Source organism: Saccharopolyspora sp. NPDC000995 (assembly GCF_053599315.1).
Genome location: NZ_JBSFLZ010000146.1, coordinates 1 through 16297, shown reverse-complemented (window position 1 = coordinate 16297; position 16297 = coordinate 1). Strand labels below are relative to the sequence as shown.

Genomic DNA, 16297 nt, shown 5'->3' with positions numbered 1-16297 from the left:
GCACCGACACCGCGCACCAACTGCCCCGCCTGATCGCCAGCCGCCAAACTACTTGGCAAAGGGCACCCCTCGCGCGGAAAAGATCAGCCGATAGTGGCGTTGATCCAGTCCTTGTAGGCCGTTGCGTCGGTGTAGATCGACGGGGCGGTGCCGCAGACCGGGATCAAGCTGCCGAGGCGGCTGGTGACGCCGGTCAGCTTCCAGTCGCCCGGCTGGCCCTCCAGCTGCGGGCCGCCCGAGTCACCGAAGCACGCGTTGGCCATTAGCTCGTCGCTCCCGGTGCAGATCTCGGTCGCGCCGTCGATCGCGCTCAGCGAGCACTGGCCGTCGGGGTCCACCTTGGTCTCCAGCTCCTGCAGCTGCGCGGGCGGTTCACCGCAGCCGCGGACCTGGCAGGTCACGCCCCAGCCGATGATCCGCGACGGTGTGCCGGCCTCCCCGGAGGCGTCGGCGATCTCGACGGGCGTCTTTGGCACCGCGTGGTCCAGCTTCAGCAGCGCGATGTCGCCGTTGGGGCTCTTGGTGGCGTAGTCCGGGTGCACCACGATCTTGGACACACCGGCCTCGGTGCCGCCGGTGGTGTGGTCCGGACTGCCGATCCGCAGGCTGAGGTCGGCCGGCGCGGCGTCCTGGACGCAGTGCGCGGCGGTGAGCACCCACTGCTGGTCGATCAGGGAAGCCCCGCAGCTGTGGTTCCCGGAACGCTGCAGCGATGCCATCCAGTCGTAATGCTCGGTGGCCTCGTGCCCGCCTACGATCAGCGCGCCCGGGTTGTCGACCGCGTTCGCGGTCGCGGGCAGCATCCCCATGCTCAGCGCTGCGGCCGCGACGGACCCGAGCAGCATGGATGTCCTCTTCACGAAGTCCTCCCAGTGTTCCCCTTTTCCGTGAACGTAAGTGGGCGGTGATTGCACGGGTACCGCCAACTGCGGCGGTGAATTCAGCGTTCTGGCGCAGCGCGCGCCGATGATGCGGACATCGCGGACCTGTCCCGCTAGCCTGGGAGTGTCCACACGGTCGACGGCGAGGTGGTGGGCATGACCGCGGTGTCGCATGAGGTCGATCTGCTGATCGTGGGCGCGGGTCCGACCGGTTTGTTCGCCGCCTACTACGCGGGATTCCGCGGGATGTCCGTGGCGGTGGTCGACGCGCTGCCCGAGCCCGGCGGCCAGGTGACCGCGATGTACCCGGAAAAGATGATCTTCGACGTCGCCGGGTTCCCCGAGGTCCGCGGCCGCGATCTGGTTGCCGCGCTGGTGAAGCAGGCCGGTCAGTACGATCCCGCCTACCTGCTCGGCAGGCCCGCCACCGAACTGTCCGATGTGGATGGCAGGCTGCTCGTCGAGGTCGGCGGCGGCGCGGTCCGGGCCGGCGCGGTGCTGGTCACCGCCGGGATCGGCGAGTTCACCCCGCGGCCGCTGCCCGCCGGTGGCGACTGGGTCGGCCGCGGCGTCGTGCACTTCATCCCGGAACTGGCCGTGCACAGTGGACACGACGTGGTGGTCGTTGGCGGCGGCGACTCCGCGTTCGACTGGGCGCTGGCGCTGCACCCGGTGGCCCGCAGCGTGACCCTGGTGCACCGCCGCACCCGGTTCCGCGCGCACCCGGGACTGGTCAGCAAGGTCGAAGACCTGGGCGTTGCGCTGATCACCCCGGCCGAGGTCGTGGAGATCCGCGGCGACGAGACCGGGGTACGCGAGGTGGAGATCGAGCTCGGCGGCGAGCAGCGGCGGGTGCTGCCGGCGCAGACTGTGGTGGCCGCGCTCGGGTTCACCGCCGAGCTGGGGCCGATCGAGCGGTGGGGCCTGGACCTGGAGAAGCGCGCGATCCTGGTGGACAGCACGATGCGGACCAGTCGGCCGCGGGTATACGCGGCGGGGGACGTCGCGGCCTATCCGGGCAAGGTCAAGCTGATCGCCACCGGGTTCGGCGAGGCGGCGACGGCGGTCAACAACATCGCCGTGGCGCTCAACCCGGACGCACACCTGTTCCCCGGTCACTCCTCGAACATGAGCTGACGAACAGCCGGGCACGGCGCGATTTCAGCGAAAACTGGTCGCCGGGTCGGGTGGTTTGGTCGGCGGAACCGCCCTGGAACCGCCCAGAACCGGCTTCCGCGGAGGCGTCCTCGGTGACTGGCAGTGCTCTCGGAGGACGCCCCCCGGTCACCCCGACGGGTTCAGCCGCTGGTGTTCTGGTTGCCCCAGTTCGCGTAGGCGACGACGTCGGTGCAGATCGGCGGGCCGGTGGCGCAGGTCGAGTCGCCGTTGCCGGAACGGCTGGTCGCGCCGATCACTTACCAGCTGCCGGGCTGGCCTTGAGCCGCGGGCCTCCCGCGTCGCCGTAGCAGGCACCCGAGTTGCCATTGGGGTTGTCCGTGCAGATTTCGCCCTGGCCGTCGATGCCGCGTCAACGATCTGGGTGTCCGGCTCCTGCCGCGTCTGCGAAGCCGGGCCGCAGCCGGGCTCGGCGCAGGCCTGGCCCAGCCGGTGACCTGGGTCGCGGTGCCCCGCGGTGCCCGGATCAGCGGCGATCTCGTACCCACGAAGGAAGTAGATCGGGAAGGCCGAAAGCGGTGACCCGCTACGAATCAGCAGGTCACCGCTCGGAAAACGGCATCGAACGGATCAATGGGCGAGTATTTTACGATGTCCTGGCCGAACCGCTCCGGTCAGGGCAGCAGGCCGTGCGGCGCGGTGTCGTTCTCGCCGAAGTCCACGTCGGCGTATTCACGCAGCTTCGACAGCTTGTGCTGCGCCTCGATCACCCGGACCGTGCCAGACTTCGAGCGCATCACGATCGACTGCGTGGTGCACCGGTTTGCCCGGTAGTGCACGCCCTTGAGCAGCGCGCCGTCGGTGATCCCGGTGGCGCAGAAGAACATGTTGTCGCCGCGCACCAGGTCCGACGTGGTCAGCACCTGGTTCGCGTCGTGCCCGGCGTCGCGCAGCTTCGCCCGCTCGGCGTCGTCGCGCGGCCACAGCCGCGCCTGGATCTCGCCGTCGAGGCACTTCAACGCGCACGCAGAGATGATGCCCTCCGGGGTGCCGCCGATGCCCAGCAGCATGTCGACGCCGCTGTCCGGCCGCGCCGCCGCGATCGCCCCGGCGACGTCGCCGTCGGAGATGAACTGGATGCGCGCGCCCGCCGCGCGGACGTCCTTGACGATCTGCTCGTGCCGCGGACGCTCCAGGATGCACACCGTGACATCAGAGACGTCGATGTGCTTGGCCTTGGCGACCCGGCGGATGTTCTCCGCGATCGGGGCGCTGAGATCCACAACCCCGGCGGCCTCCGGGCCGACGGCCATCTTCTCCATGTAGAACACCGCGGACGGGTCGAACATGGTGCCGCGTTCGGACACCGCCAGCACCGCCAGCGCGTTCGGCATGCCCTTGCTGAGCAGCGTGGTCCCGTCGATCGGGTCGACCGCGACGTCGCATTCCGGGCCTGCGCCGTTGCCGACCTGCTCCCCGTTGTAGAGCATCGGGGCCTCGTCCTTCTCTCCCTCGCCGATGACCACGACGCCCCGCATCGACACAGTCCCAATGAGCTTGCGCATCGCATCCACCGCGGCTTGGTCGCCGGCGTTCTTGTCGCCGCGGCCGACCCAGCGTCCAGCGGCCATTGCGGCGGCCTCGGTCACGCGGACCAGTTCCATCGCCAGGTTGCGGTCCGGTGCTTCGCGGTGTCGTTCGGTGCTCATCGCGCCTCCCGGTGGTGAGCGTTGTTCAGGTTGCACTGCCCGAGACCGGCGGGATCCAGGCCCGCGCTCAGGCTCGTTGCCCCCGATCTTCGCAGATCGGTGGGTCTGCCGGAGCTCTCCCGTGGGGCAGCCCACTCCTGCTTTCACCGCCCGGCGGGCCGCTGGCCTGGCGGTGAGAGCATGTGCGTCGTGGCCGAACCCCGCAACCAGCAGCCCCCCACGTCCCGTCCGCCCCGGACCGTGTCGGCGATGGTGTTCGCCCTCCTGCCGATGGTCCTGGTGGCGTTCGGGATCGCCGGGATGGCGGGGCAGTGCTCGTTCAACCCCGGTGGTCCGTCGATCCAGGGCGGCCCGGTGCCGACCGTCGACGTTCCGGCCGAGCTGAAGCGCGCGGCGGCGAGGGTGGACTTCCCGGTCATCGAGCCGAACCTGCCGGCGAACTGGCGGGCCAACGCGGCGAACGTGACCACGCTCGCCTCCCACGCGCAGGTCGTGCGCGCGGGGTGGTTGACCGGCGGGGGACGGTACCTGCGGTTGGCGCAGTCGACGGCAGCAGAGGATGAGCTGGTCGAGAGCGAGACGCGGCAGGCGCCGCATGCCCGGGACGCCGTCGACGCCGCGGGCCGGCAGTGGGTGGTCTACGACAGCGTGCGCGGCGAGCAGGCCTGGGTGGCGGAGCGCGACGGAGTCCGGCTGCTGATCACCGGCAACTCCGATGAGGCCGAATTCCGAACCCTCGCCGAAGCCGCCATCGCCGCCCCACCCGGCACCTGACGGTCGCAGCTCCAAAGAGCGTTTCCAGCTTCTTCTTGCGTAGCGGAACCTCAGCACTTCCCGGCTGTGGGAGGGACCACGTCGCGTCCGGGCTGTCCTCGGGAGAAAGCGCTGTGAACCCGCGGCGGTGCCAGTTGCAGGGTTGGCAAAGCGGCTACGCCGCTTGCGGCAGCCCCGTACCGCTGGGCTTGAACCTCTTCCCCGTGGTGCATCCAGGGTCGGAAGTTTCAATTGAAGCTGCGCACCGGGAGGGCGCGGGTGCAGCCGGCGAGTCAGTCCTGCTCGACGGCGGCGAGGGCGCGCTCGACGCGTTCGCGGGCGCCCGCGAGGTGCCGCTGGCAAACCGCTGCCAGGGCCTCGCCGCGCTCCCACAGCGCCAGCGAGTCCTCCAGGGAAAGCCCGCCGGCCTCCAACTGCTTGACCACCTCGGCCAGCTGGTCGCGGGCCTGCTCGTAGCCGAGTTCGGCGACCTCGGGGTGCTCTGCCACCGGGTCGAAGTGCTCGGCCTGCTGCTCGTTCGCGGTCACGGGGTCGGACTCTCCACATTGCTCTGCACGGACACCATCGCGGTGGCGATCGCCTGGTCGTAGCCGACGAACGCCTCGGCGAACTCGGCACCGTCGCCTTCGCGCACCGCATAGTTGATGCGCAACTGCGCCTCCGCGACCCTACGTCGATGGGGGGAGCCCGCCCACCACCCGGCCCCCACGTATCCGGAAGTGGCCTCGACGAGCGCCCGCAGCCGGGATGGCAGGTCCTTGCGCTCGGCGGATTGGCATCCGCCCAGCAGCGCGGCCCAGCATCCGGCCGCAGCGGAATTGGCCGCCTCGGCGCAGCGGCGCACCTCGCCGACCCGTTCCCGCAGCAGCGCTGAACCGGTGGCCGCCGACTGCGCGACGCCAACGGTCAGGGGGAGGAACGATGGTTCCTGCTTCGGGTGCACGTTCTTGTCCTGTTCAACCTGCTCGGTCCGGTACGACTGCCTGGATCGCACCGTCAACGACCCGCACCCGCAAGCGAGTTCCCGGCGGGGCCTCATCGACCGACCGGAGGACGCCGTCCACGCCATCCTCGACTCGTTGCACGATCGCGTATCCACGAGCCAGAGTGGCCGCCGGGCCCAAGGTCGTCAAGCGAGATCGAGTGGCGGTCAACGCGTGTCGTTCGGTGTTCAACGCGGTGGTCACCGCGCGGCGGGCCCGGTCGAGCAGTTGTCCGACCTGCTCGGCGCGCCGTTCCAGCGGCCCGAACGGGTCGGCCAGCACGGGCCGGCTGCGCAGCGCGTCGAGCAGCCGGCGCTCGCGGTCGACCCAGCCGTGCAGCGCGCGGCGGGCGCGGTCGCGCAGCTGGTGGATCCGCTGCGTCTCCTCCGCCACATCGGGAACTACCCGCTTGCCAGCACCTGTCGGGGTCGAGCAGCGCACGTCGGCGACGTGGTCGACCAGCGGTGAGTCCGGCTCGTGCCCGATGGCGCTGACCACCGGCGTCCGGCAGGCGGAGACCGCGCGGCACAACGCCTCGTCGGAGAACGGCAGCAGGTCCTCGACGCTGCCGCCGCCGCGCGCCAGCACGATCACGTCGACCTCGGACATCCGATCCAGTTCCTGCAGGGCCGTCAGGATCTGCGGCACCGCCGTCGAACCCTGCACGGCGACGTTGCGGACCTCGAACTGCACCGCGGGCCAGCGAAGCTGCGCGTTGGTCAGCACGTCGTGCTCGGCGGCCGAGGCGCGGCCGGTGATCAGCCCGACCCGGTTCGGCAGGAATGGCAGCGGCCGCTTGCGCGCCGGGTCGAACAGGCCCTCGGCCTTCAGCAGCTGGCGGAGCCGTTCGATGCGCGCCAGCAACTCGCCGATGCCGACCGCGCGGATCTCGTCGACCCGCAGGCTCAGCGTGCCCCGGCCGACGAAGAACGTCGGCTTGCCGTGCACCACGACCCGGCTGCCGTCGGTCAGCGGCGGCTCCATCTTGCGCAGCATCGCGGCGGCGCAGGTGAGCGTCAGCGACACGTCGGCGGACGGGTCGCGCAGCGTCAGGAACGCGGTGGCCGCGCCGGGGCGCAGGGAGATCTGGGTGATCTGCCCTTCCACCCAGATCGTGCCCAGCCGGTTGATCCAGTCGGCGATCTTGCGTGCGACGGTCCGTACCGGCCAGGGCTCCTCGGGGCTGGTCGGAGAACTCAGCGGTCACTCCTCGGTGCTTCACGGCCCCGGGCCGGCCCGCAGTTTCAATTGAAACTGGTCACCAGGTTCTCGGGGCCGTAGTTTCAATTGAAACTACGGATGTCGTCTGGGGTCACTTCACTGGTTGCGCAGGCGGTCCAAGCGGTTTCGCAGCATCCGGAGGAACTCCGGGCGCCGACCGTGCTGCTGCTCGTGGGCGAGCAGTTCGGCCAGCTCCGCCTCGGTGAACGAGCGGAGCCTGCCCCGCAGCTGCGGCAGCGTCAGGTGATCGTAGTCCGACAGCACCGTCAGGTTCTCGGACAGCACCTCGGGCTCGGTCGCCTCGTCCTCGTCGAAAATCGCCCAGGCGGGCTGCTCCTCCGGAGTGCGCAGCCCGGCGAGGGCCTCGTCGCCCTTGATCGCCAACTCGGTGATCTGCTGCTGGATCCGCATCGACGCCTGCAACGCTTGGCTGGCCAGGGTGACCGGCAGGCCGAGCAGTGTGGTCGGGAGCTGGCGCGCCTGCTCGACGGCGGTGGCCGCGAGCCCGGCTGCGACCCGCACCGGCAGAGGGAACGATGACATGGCCCCAGCCTGCCGCACTCCGGCCGTCGAAGCCATCGGCCCGACGCACGACTGTGATCTGAAGCAGCCGGAATCCGGACGGAGTCTGCAACTCCCGCAGGGGGCCGCCAGTCGCACCGCTGCGCGTGAGTCCGACGACAGGTTCTGAGCGTGCGTGGCCAGGTCCGTACCCTTGGGGGCATGACGACCTCGCCCGAGGCCACTGACCTCGTTGACCAGGACGCCGGGCCGACCAAACGGGTCCTGCTGGCCAAGCCGCGTGGGTACTGCGCAGGTGTCGACCGCGCGGTCATCACCGTCGAGAAGGCCCTGGAGACCTACGGTCCGCCGATCTACGTGCGCAAGGAGATCGTGCACAACCGGCATGTGGTGGACACGCTGTCCGAGCGCGGCGTGATCTTCGTGGACGAGACCGACGAGGTGCCGGAGGGCGCGCTCGTGGTGTTCTCCGCGCACGGCGTGTCGCCGACGGTGCACGAGGAGGCAGCGCAGCGGAACCTGCGCACCATCGACGCGACCTGCCCGCTGGTCACCAAGGTCCACAAGGAGGTCAACCGGTTCGCCCGCGAAGACTACGACATCCTGCTGATCGGCCACGAGGGCCACGAGGAGGTCGAGGGCACCGCCGGTGAGGCCCCGGACCGCGTGCAGCTGGTCGACAAGGCGGAGGACGTCGAGAAGATCGAGGTCCGCGACCCGAGCAAGGTCGTGTGGCTGTCGCAGACCACGCTCAGCGTCGACGAGACGATGGAGCGGGTGGACCAGCTCAAGGAGCGCTTCCCGGATCTGCAGGCCCCGCCGAGCGACGACATCTGCTACGCGACCTCCAACCGGCAGTACGCGGTGAAGGCGATGGCCCCGGAGTGCGATCTGGTGATTGTCGTCGGCTCGCAGAACTCCTCGAACTCCAAGCGTCTGGTCGAGGTCGCCCTGCAGGCGGGCGCGTCCGACGCGCACCTCGTGGACTACGCGAAACAGATCGACGAGGCCTGGCTGGACGGCGTCACGACCGTAGGCGTGACCAGCGGCGCGTCGGTGCCGGACGTGCTTGTGCTGCAAGTGCTGGACCACCTCGCCGAGCGCGGCTGGAACCAGGTGGACGAGGTCACCACGGCCAACGAGAAGATCTCCTTCGCGCTGCCGCGAGAGCTCCGCAAGGACCTCGACGACAACCCGGACAAGCCCAAGGGCGTCCGCTGAGCGACTGACGGAAAAAGGGGCATCCGCGCCGCGCGGATGCCCCTTTTCCATGCCAACTGGCCGAGGTCGTCCCAGCTCAGCGGCCACGAGTGCGCTTGGGCGCGATGGCGCCTGAAAACGCTCACGGCCCTGACGGGCCGCGCGCCCGGCTGCGCCTACCCGAACCGCTCGTCCCGTCGCGGCCGACGGGGTCGCCGGGGCGGCTCCCCCTGCGGCGGCTCCGCCGCTCGCGGCCGCCCGGGCGCCTGCCGCGGGGCTGAGCCCCGCCGCGGCGGCACCGCGCGGCCGTCTCGCTCCGGCCGCGGCTCGGCTGCTCCGCGCGCCCTGCCGGGCGCGTCGCCCCTCGCCTTGTTGGGCGTGTCGCCGCTGCGCGCCCTCCCGGGGGCTTGGGCCCGCTTGCGTTCCGCTTGGGCCCTCCCGCGCTCCGCTTGGGCTCGCTGCGGGCGTCCAGCGGGTTCGGCGCGGGGTTTTCTACCGCGCTCCCGACCCCGTTCCTCCGGTCGCCGCTTCTTGGCGGCGTCTTCCGCTGGCGTCTCGCGGGGCGGGGTGGGGCGGCGGCGTTTCTTGGTGGCCTCGTCGCCGTCGGCGATCTCGGGGCGAGGCCAGGTCTTCTGGGTAAGGAAAATGCGGACCAGGCCGATGCCCAGGGCGACGATGGTTGCGCCCGCCATGATCGGGAAGCTGCTGATCAGCGGTCGGGCGATGGCGAGCGCCTTGGCGGTGATCCCAGCACCGGCGGTCACCCCGCTGCCGGTGATCAGCACCAGCAGCGGCATGACGATCGTGAGCACGAGCGGCGGTTGGACCATCGGCCCGAACACGCTCCGACGTTTGACCAGCAGCACGGCCAGCACGCACCCGACGAAGAAGCAGGCCTTGAACAGGATGTCGGGCTGCGTCCAGATCAGGATGTCTGCGACTGTTCCGATCGCGGTCGGGACGGCAGCCAGCAGCACGGCTCCCCAGAGCGGGACGCCGTTGCCTCCGAAGGCGGAGCGCGTCGACCACTGGGAGGCGCCGTTGCTGGGGGGCGGGGCGCTCTGGCTATCGCGGATCGCGGTCACGAGTCCCAACGGTAACGGTCCAGTACCCCGGGCCGAGAGCCGTCTTCCGGAACTTGCGGCTTACTGCACGTTGGGTTACCGCTACCGCTCGATAACGTGATCGCTGCGTGATGTTCGTGCAGCCGAATGGATGCCCCGTCACTTGGCCAGGGGTGCGAACCTTGACACAACTGGCGTGACCATTTTAGCGTCCGGGCAATCGTTTTCTCACGATTCTCGAAGCGGCGTGACGGGGGTCCTATGAGCACGGCGCCACCGCTGGTCGAGATGACCGGTGTCACGAAGCGTTACGGGGGTGTGTTGGCGTGCGACGGAGTGGACCTCACGATCCGCGCCGGTGAGGTTCACGCGTTGCTGGGGGAGAACGGCGCGGGCAAGAGCACGCTGATGAAGGTGCTCTCCGGGGACGTCGCCGATCACTCCGGGTTGATCTCGATCGAGGGTCGCCCGATGCAGTTCGGCAAGCCGGCCGACGCGCAGCACGCCGGGATCGCGATGATCCACCAGGAACTGGACCTCGTGCCCGGGCTGAGCGTCGCAGAGAACCTCTACCTCGGCCGCGAGCTGCGCAACCGGTTCGGCTTGGTGGACCGCCGGAAGATGGCTTCGCGCACCCGAGAACTGCTGCGGCGCACCGGAATCGACCTGGATCCACTGCGGCCGGTCGGCGAGCTGCGCATCGGCGAGCAGCAACTGGTGACGATCGCCCGCGCCTTGTCGCTGGACGCGAAGGTGCTGATCATGGACGAGCCGACGTCGGCGCTGTCAAGTACCGAGGTGGAGCGGTTGTTCGCGGTGATCACCGAGTTGCGGCGCGGTGGCACCGGGATCGTCTACATCTCGCACCGGATGGACGAGATCGGCCAGGTGGCCGACCGCGCCACCGTGCTGCGCAACGGCCGCAAGGTCGCCGAGTTCGACGCCCGGAAGCTGACCGCGGAGCAGGCCGCGGAGGCGATGGTGGGCCGGTCGGTGCAGACGATGTTCCGGGCCGAGCGCGGCGCCGTCGGCGACGAACTGCTGGCCGTGTCCGGCTTCGCCGTCCGCCCGCGCCGCCCGCGGGTGGGTCGCCGGGAACCCGACGGGATCGATCTGACCGTGCGCAGCGGGGAGATCGTCGGGCTGTGCGGGTTGCTCGGCTCAGGCCGCACCGAACTGCTGGAATCGCTGTTCGGGGCGGGGGCCTCCGGCACGTGGGAGGGGGAGGTGTCGCTGGGCGGGCATCCGGTGCGGCCGAGGGGTCCGCACCGGGCGCTGCGAGCGGGCATCGCCTTCGTGCCGGAGGACCGCAGGAGTTCGGGGCTGGTCCTCGACCATTCGGTGCTGGCCAACACGGTCCTCTCGGTGCTGGGCCGGCTCGGCGTGGCCGGGCTGGTCCGCCGCCGCGCCGAGGTGTCCGCCACCGAGCGCAGCGTGCAGCAGCTCAAGGTCAAGCTCGGCCGGATCCTCGACCCGGTGGGCACCCTCTCCGGGGGCAACCAGCAGAAGGTCGTCTTCGGCCGGATGTTGTTGACGGAGCCGCGTTTGCTGCTGCTGGACGATCCCACCCGGGGCGTGGACATCGGCGCGAAGTCCGAGATCTACCAGCTGCTCGGCGAGATCGCCGGGCGCGGCATCGGGGTGCTGCTGGCGTCCTCGGAACTGCCAGAGCTGGTCGGCGTGTGCCACCGCGTGGTGGTGCTGCGCGCCGGGCGCAGCGTGGCCGAGTTCGACACCACCGAGGTCGGTGAAGCGGAATTGCTGGCGGCAGCCATGGGCGAGAGCGTGTCGGCCGGCGGGTCCGGGCCAGTGGTAGGTACCGGGCGGCGGAGCACTGGGGGAGGTGCGCGGTGAGCAACCAGACGGAGCAACGGCCCGCGGAATCCGGTGGGGCAGTGGCGGCTTCGGCGAAGCGGGCGAACGTGGTGGAGACGCTGTTCCGGCTCCAGAGCTTCTTCGGGCTGGTCGCGGTGTTCTTGGCGGCGGTGATCTTCTCGCCCCGCAACGACGGCCAGATCCTGTTCCTCACCAGCGACAACCTGTTCAACATCGTGCGCGCGGTGTCGGAGATCGGGATCATCGCGGTCGGTCTGACCTTCGTGATCCTGATCGGCGGCATCGACCTGTCGGTCGGCTCGGTGCTCGGGTTGGCCGCCGTGGGGTCGGCCGTGCTGATGGTCGAGGACGGCTTCGGCGTGTGGACCACGGTCGCGCTGGTGCTGCTCGCGGGCATCGTTTTCGGCCTGCTGCAGGGCACCGCCGTCGCGCTGCTCGGCGTGCAGGCCTTCATCGTCACCTTGGCGGGCTTGCAGATCGCGCGCGGCCTGGCGCGCATGTGGTCCGGCGGTGAGACGGTGCAGATCTCCTACGGCCACGGGCCCGGCCGGGCGCCGATGCTGTTCTCCCTGCTCGGGGAGCGGACTTTCGGTGGTGTGGTGCCGATTCCGGCGCTGATCTTCGCCGTGGTCGCGATCGTCGCGATCCTGTTCCTGCGCGCCAGCGCCTATTCCCGGCACCTCTACGCCATCGGAGGCAACGAGAAGGCCGCGCGGTTGTCCGGCGTGCCGGTGAACCGGGTCAAGATCATCGCCTTCGGCATCGCCGGGTTCTGCGCCGCGCTGGCGGGCATCGTGCACGCCGGTCAGCTGAACGCGGGGAGCCCGAACGACGGAATCTCCTACGAGCTCGACGGAATCGCCGCAGTGGTGGTCGGCGGCACCAGCCTGGCCGGGGGCCGGGGCTCGGTGATCGGCACCATCGCAGGCGCCCTGCTGCTCGGCATCCTCAACAACGTCCTCAGCCTGAACAGCGTCAACACCGACCTGCAACTCCTGATCAAGGGCCTGGTCATCGTCGCCGCGGCGGCGTTGCAGCGCCTGCGTCCCACGTCCTGAAACCTTCAGTCAGGAGGAAGCACGATGCGCAAGACGACGAAGTCCTTGATCGCCCTCACGTGCGCCGCGGCCGCCTTCGCCGCCGCCGGTTGCGGTACGACCAGCGAGAACACCGGGCAGGTGCAGAACCAGGACCCGACCAAGAACTGCAAGGGCCCGAACGAGAAGTACACCATCGGCATGAGCCAGGCCAACCTCGCCGAGCCGTACCGGGTCCGGATGGACGACGACATCCGCAAGGCCGCGGCGAAGGTGCCGCAGTTCGACGTCCAGTTCTCCGACGCGGCCAAGGACAATTCCAAGCAGATCAGCGACGTGGAGAACTTCCTGACCAAACAGGTCGACCTGCTGATGATCTCGCCGAACGAAGCGGCGCCACTGACCGACGTGGTCAAGAAGGCTTACAACAAGGGAGTCCCGGTCGTGGTACTGGACCGGAAGGTCGACGGGGAGGCCTTCACCACCTACGTCGGCGCGGACAACGTCCAGATCGGTCGGCAGGCTGGCGAGTACTTCAAGAGCACGCTGCTGCCGGATGGCGGAAAGATCGTGCAGATCAAGGGCCTGTCCGGCTCGACCCCGGCCGCGGAGCGGGAACAGGGCTTCAAGGAAGGGATCCAGGGTTCGAAGATCGAGATCGCGGCCACCGCCGACGGCGAGTGGGAGCGGTCGGTCGGCCAGCAGAAGATGGACGCGCTGCTTAAGGCTAACCCCGACATCAAGGCGGTCTACGCGCAGAACGACCCGATGGCCGAGGGCGCTTACCTGGCCGCCCAGGCGGCGGGCCGCAACGACCTGAAGTTCGTCGGCATCGACGGGCTGCCTATTCCGTCCGGCGGTATCAAGGCGGTCGAGGACGGCCGGTTGCAGGCCACCAACCTCTACCCGACCGGCGGTGCGGAAGCGGTCGAGGCGGCCAAGAAGATGCTGATCGACTGCCAGCCGGTGCCCAAGACGCAGACCCTGGAGACCGAGCTGGTCACCAAGGACAACGCCGCGGAGGTCTACGCCCGGTTGAACCAGGGCTGAACCGAATTCGCCGGCACTTAGCGAGTGGTCGTGGTCGCTTCGAGGGGCCACGACCACTCGCTGTCCCATGCAGGAAAATAATGATGAGTTTTCGCATCTATTGTGGATAGTTGCGGTTCCCGGGCCATTTCTGTTGCTGTCGCTTCGTTTGGCGCGAAAAGTCCCAATACACCTGGATGGTGGTTGTCGGGGCCCGTTGGCCCGGCAACCATCTTATTGAGTGAATTCGCGTCGCGGATTCTCCGACACCGCACCTATTGGATGGCTTCCCGGGGAGGTCTTTCTTACGCTCCGCTCATTGCGCGAGTGATCTTTCACCCGGAGCCGGACGAAAATCCATCCAATCGCGCATCACCATCGGATATAGCGCCATCACAGTCCACAAAGGACAGTGGTGTGCGGAGAGGGGCGAGCACGATGAGAGACCGCTCTGCAACGCCGCCGGGAAATGGTCGTCGGCGCGCCCGCCGGCTCTGTGCCTACCTCGGAATCGCTTCGCTGGCGGCGGCCGCCGTCGTCGCGGACGTCGGTTTCAGCTCCGTTCGCGCGAACGCGCAGCCGCCGACGGCATCCAGGGGACCGGTCGGGTGGGACATCTACCGCAACCTCGGCGCGATGGCGCAACTGCGCGGGGACGAGCAGTCGTACCAGTTCTCCAGCTACGACCGGACCGGTGGGAACAACGACGGGTTCCATGGCACCTACTCGTGCATCCGGATCAGCGACCGCGGTTGCGTGATCGCCGAACACGACGGCGCCGGTGAGATCTCGTCCATCTGGTCCACCCGCGAACCCTGGGGCGATGTGACCGCGACCGGCAACATCGTGGTCGAACTCGACGGCCGGGTGGTGCTGGACGCGCCGCTGATCGACGTGGTCAGCGGGCGGATCGGCGCACCGTTCTCATGGCCGCTGGTGGCCAACGCCGACGATGCGGCCGGCGGGGTTTCCATCAAGGTGCCGATGCCCTACCGCAAGGGGATGCGGGTGACGGTGCAGCACAACCCGTACTTCTACCACGTCGACTACCGCGTCTTCCCCAACGCGGACGGCGTGCAGACCTTCAAGCGCAACGACCCCGCCACCGACGTGCTCGACCGGCTGCACCGTTTCGGCGTCGCCGATCCGAAGCCCGCCGCCGCCGGTGCCACCCCGACCCGCCGGGACTTCGACCTCGCACCCGGCGCCTCGACCACGATCGCCGAGCTCGCCGGGCCGCAGCAGATCTCCCAGCTCCGGGTGCGGCTTCCCCAGGTGGCGGCCAGCCCGCAGGTGGTCGACGACGGCTACGCCTACGGACAGGCCGGCGGCAGCCGGTTCACCATGCGGGTCGACCCGAACAACCAGGGCATCCGGCTGATCCGGCGGCACGACGCGCAGATCGCCGACCAGGTCGCCGACGTCTTCGTGGACGGCCGGCCGGTCGGCCAGTGGCGCAGCGGACCGGCCCGCCCCGGCCAGTGGGGCGTGGAGATCATCGAGGTGCCGGCCGCGGTGACCGCCGGGAAATCGCAGGTGGAGATCGCCAACCGCTTCGTGTCGTCCTCCCTGGACGTCAACGAGTTTCGCTACGACGTGCACAGCCGGGTGGGCGGCGAGTGGGTGCGCACGGACGTGCTCGATCTCGGTCCGGCCCACCCCGGCGAGCAGCGCGCGCACGGCTACCGCATCGACAACCAGGTCTTCGCCCGGTCCAAGCTCACCGGCCACTACCCCAGCGACCCCGGCCAGGTCGCGGCCGCCGACGAGTTGCTGGCAACCGCCCGGATCCGCATCAGCTTCGACGGACAGACCACTGTGGACGCACCGATCGGCGAGTTCTTCGGCACCGGCCTCGGCGAGTACGACGTGCGCACCCTTATGAGCTCGGTCGACCCCGGGCTCGACGGCTGGTACACGTCCTGGTGGCCTATGCCGTTCTCGAAGAACGCCATGGTCGAGGTGGTCAACGGCGGCGGGGTGCCGATCACCGGCGCGACCGCCGAGGTGACCAGCGCGCCGGCGCAGGTGGACGGCAACACCGGGTACTTCCACGCCACCCACCGGCAGGCGCAAACCGTGCCGGGCCAGGACTGGACGTTCTTGGACGCCCAGGGCGCGGGCACCCTCTACGGCGTCACTCACACCATGCGCGGCCTGATCCCACCGGGCGCGGCGCAGCGCAACAACCAGCCGCATTCCCTGCAGACCCTTGCGGTCAACCTGCGCAACTACCTGGAGGGCGACGAGCGGTTCTACGTCGACGGGTCGGCGGAACCGGCGTGGCACGGCACCGGCACCGAGGACTTCTACGAGTCCGGGTGGTACTTCCGGGACGGCACCACATTCTCGATGCCGCAGAACGGCAACCCGTCGCACGAGATTGGCAACGACGGTTGCCGGTACGACTGCACCGGCGCCTACCGGATCATGGTCAACGACGCGTTGCCGTTTCGCACCGGCCTGCGCGCGGGGATCGAACACGGGCCGGTCAACGACGAGCCGGGCATCTACAGCTCGACGACGTACTGGTACGGCGGGCGCGTCCAGGGACGTCCGCTTCCCACGGCTCCGCCGCTGCCGACGCAGCCACCGGAAACCCAGCCCAGTTCCTCGCCGTCGGCGCCGGAAACCCGACCCAGCGCCCCGCCGACCTCGACCGCCCCGCCGGAGTCCGGCACGTCGGAGGCGGGCACCCCGGACACCACCGGGCAGGACGACGGCGAGCAGCCGCCGGACATCCAGCAGGTGGTGGACGGCGTCATCCGCCAGCACCAGCGCAACGACTGATCCCGACCACCTGAGCGAACGGCCCGTTCGCGCCGTCCAGTGAGGTGATCTCAGTAGGGGGTTATGCGAGTCGGCCGTGTTCGAATTGGGTGAGTACGAGTGCGGCTTTGACGATGGGTCCGATTTTGCGGGGGC

At 69.5% G+C, this 16297-nt stretch carries 14 protein-coding genes; 7 read left to right on the top strand and 7 right to left on the bottom strand.

Annotation, left to right across the window (positions count from 1 at the left end; genetic code table 11):
• Positions 1-83: 83 nt before the first annotated feature.
• Positions 84-845 carry a S1 family peptidase gene (locus tag ACWDKQ_RS31225; protein WP_450142356.1) on the bottom strand — a complete coding sequence of 254 codons (762 nt, stop codon included), beginning with the start codon at positions 843-845 and terminating at the stop codon, positions 84-86.
• A gap of 192 nt (positions 846-1037) precedes the next feature.
• On the opposite strand from ACWDKQ_RS31225, the gene ACWDKQ_RS31220 reads away from it, so the two are divergent.
• A complete protein-coding gene (locus ACWDKQ_RS31220) occupies positions 1038-2018 on the top strand; it encodes an NAD(P)/FAD-dependent oxidoreductase (RefSeq protein ID WP_450142350.1) in 981 nt (326 codons plus the stop codon).
• A 653-nt stretch (positions 2019-2671) separates the two neighbouring features.
• Here the strand turns inward: ACWDKQ_RS31220 and glpX are convergent.
• Positions 2672-3706, bottom strand: a complete 1035-nt coding sequence (glpX, locus tag ACWDKQ_RS31215; RefSeq protein WP_450142349.1) for a class II fructose-bisphosphatase — start codon at positions 3704-3706, stop codon at positions 2672-2674.
• Positions 3707-3886: 180 nt separating this feature from the next.
• Here glpX and ACWDKQ_RS31210 point away from each other — a divergent pair, with 180 nt between their 5' ends.
• Positions 3887-4480, top strand: a complete 594-nt coding sequence (locus ACWDKQ_RS31210) for a DUF4245 domain-containing protein (protein WP_450142348.1) — start codon at positions 3887-3889, stop codon at positions 4478-4480.
• Positions 4481-4752: 272 nt separating this feature from the next.
• Here ACWDKQ_RS31210 and ACWDKQ_RS31205 read toward each other — a convergent pair whose 3' ends face one another.
• The 4 genes from ACWDKQ_RS31205 to ACWDKQ_RS31190 form a co-directional block, all read right to left on the bottom strand.
• The gene (locus ACWDKQ_RS31205; RefSeq protein ID WP_450142355.1) at positions 4753-4968 is read right to left on the bottom strand and encodes an exodeoxyribonuclease VII small subunit; all 216 of its coding nucleotides are present in this window, start codon (positions 4966-4968) and stop codon (positions 4753-4755) included.
• Positions 4969-5003: 35 nt separating this feature from the next.
• Positions 5004-5474, bottom strand: a complete 471-nt coding sequence (locus ACWDKQ_RS31200; protein WP_450142354.1) for a hypothetical protein — start codon at positions 5472-5474, stop codon at positions 5004-5006.
• Entirely contained in the window at positions 5437-6663 is a 1227-nt protein-coding gene (gene xseA, locus ACWDKQ_RS31195) for an exodeoxyribonuclease VII large subunit (RefSeq protein WP_450142353.1), read from the bottom strand. The genes ACWDKQ_RS31200 and xseA overlap by 38 nt, the downstream gene beginning before the upstream one ends.
• Positions 6664-6780: 117 nt before the next feature.
• Positions 6781-7227, bottom strand: coding sequence for a lipid droplet-associated protein (locus ACWDKQ_RS31190; RefSeq protein WP_450142347.1), 447 nt, complete (start codon positions 7225-7227; stop codon positions 6781-6783).
• 180 nt (positions 7228-7407) lie between these two features.
• Here ACWDKQ_RS31190 and ACWDKQ_RS31185 point away from each other — a divergent pair, with 180 nt between their 5' ends.
• On the top strand, positions 7408-8427 hold the full coding sequence (locus ACWDKQ_RS31185; RefSeq protein WP_450142352.1) for a 4-hydroxy-3-methylbut-2-enyl diphosphate reductase: 1020 nt from the start codon (positions 7408-7410) through the stop codon (positions 8425-8427).
• 155 nt (positions 8428-8582) lie between these two features.
• Here ACWDKQ_RS31185 and ACWDKQ_RS31180 read toward each other — a convergent pair whose 3' ends face one another.
• Complete coding sequence (locus ACWDKQ_RS31180) at positions 8583-9491, bottom strand: DUF6542 domain-containing protein (RefSeq protein ID WP_450142346.1); 909 nt, start codon at positions 9489-9491, stop codon at positions 8583-8585.
• Positions 9492-9731: 240 nt separating this feature from the next.
• Between ACWDKQ_RS31180 and ACWDKQ_RS31175 the strand changes: the two genes are divergently transcribed.
• From ACWDKQ_RS31175 to ACWDKQ_RS31160, 4 genes are all read left to right on the top strand, one after another.
• Entirely contained in the window at positions 9732-11324 is a 1593-nt protein-coding gene (locus tag ACWDKQ_RS31175; RefSeq protein ID WP_450142345.1) for a sugar ABC transporter ATP-binding protein, read from the top strand.
• A gap of 41 nt (positions 11325-11365) precedes the next feature.
• Complete coding sequence (locus ACWDKQ_RS31170; protein WP_450142351.1) at positions 11366-12364, top strand: ABC transporter permease; 999 nt, start codon at positions 11366-11368, stop codon at positions 12362-12364.
• Between the two features lie 24 nt (positions 12365-12388).
• Positions 12389-13393 (top strand): substrate-binding domain-containing protein, encoded by a 1005-nt coding sequence (locus tag ACWDKQ_RS31165; protein ID WP_450142344.1) that lies wholly within the window; start codon positions 12389-12391, stop codon positions 13391-13393.
• A 417-nt stretch (positions 13394-13810) separates the two neighbouring features.
• Positions 13811-16162 (top strand): DUF2961 domain-containing protein, encoded by a 2352-nt coding sequence (locus ACWDKQ_RS31160; RefSeq protein ID WP_450142343.1) that lies wholly within the window; start codon positions 13811-13813, stop codon positions 16160-16162.
• Positions 16163-16297 lie beyond the last annotated feature (135 nt).

Excerpts from the sequence above, each read along its gene's own strand:
- ACWDKQ_RS31225 (WP_450142356.1), bottom strand. The coding sequence starts at position 845 with ATGCTGCTCGGGTCCGTCGCGGCCGCAGCGCTGAGCATGGGGATGCTG.
- ACWDKQ_RS31220 (WP_450142350.1), top strand. The coding sequence starts at position 1,038 with ATGACCGCGGTGTCGCATGAGGTCGATCTGCTGATCGTGGGCGCGGGT.
- glpX (WP_450142349.1), bottom strand. The coding sequence starts at position 3,706 with ATGAGCACCGAACGACACCGCGAAGCACCGGACCGCAACCTGGCGATG.
- ACWDKQ_RS31210 (WP_450142348.1), top strand. The coding sequence starts at position 3,887 with ATGTGCGTCGTGGCCGAACCCCGCAACCAGCAGCCCCCCACGTCCCGT.
- ACWDKQ_RS31190 (WP_450142347.1), bottom strand. The coding sequence starts at position 7,227 with ATGTCATCGTTCCCTCTGCCGGTGCGGGTCGCAGCCGGGCTCGCGGCC.
- ACWDKQ_RS31185 (WP_450142352.1), top strand. The coding sequence starts at position 7,408 with ATGACGACCTCGCCCGAGGCCACTGACCTCGTTGACCAGGACGCCGGG.
- ACWDKQ_RS31175 (WP_450142345.1), top strand. The coding sequence starts at position 9,732 with ATGAGCACGGCGCCACCGCTGGTCGAGATGACCGGTGTCACGAAGCGT.
- ACWDKQ_RS31165 (WP_450142344.1), top strand. The coding sequence starts at position 12,389 with ATGCGCAAGACGACGAAGTCCTTGATCGCCCTCACGTGCGCCGCGGCC.
- ACWDKQ_RS31160 (WP_450142343.1), top strand. The coding sequence starts at position 13,811 with ATGAGAGACCGCTCTGCAACGCCGCCGGGAAATGGTCGTCGGCGCGCC.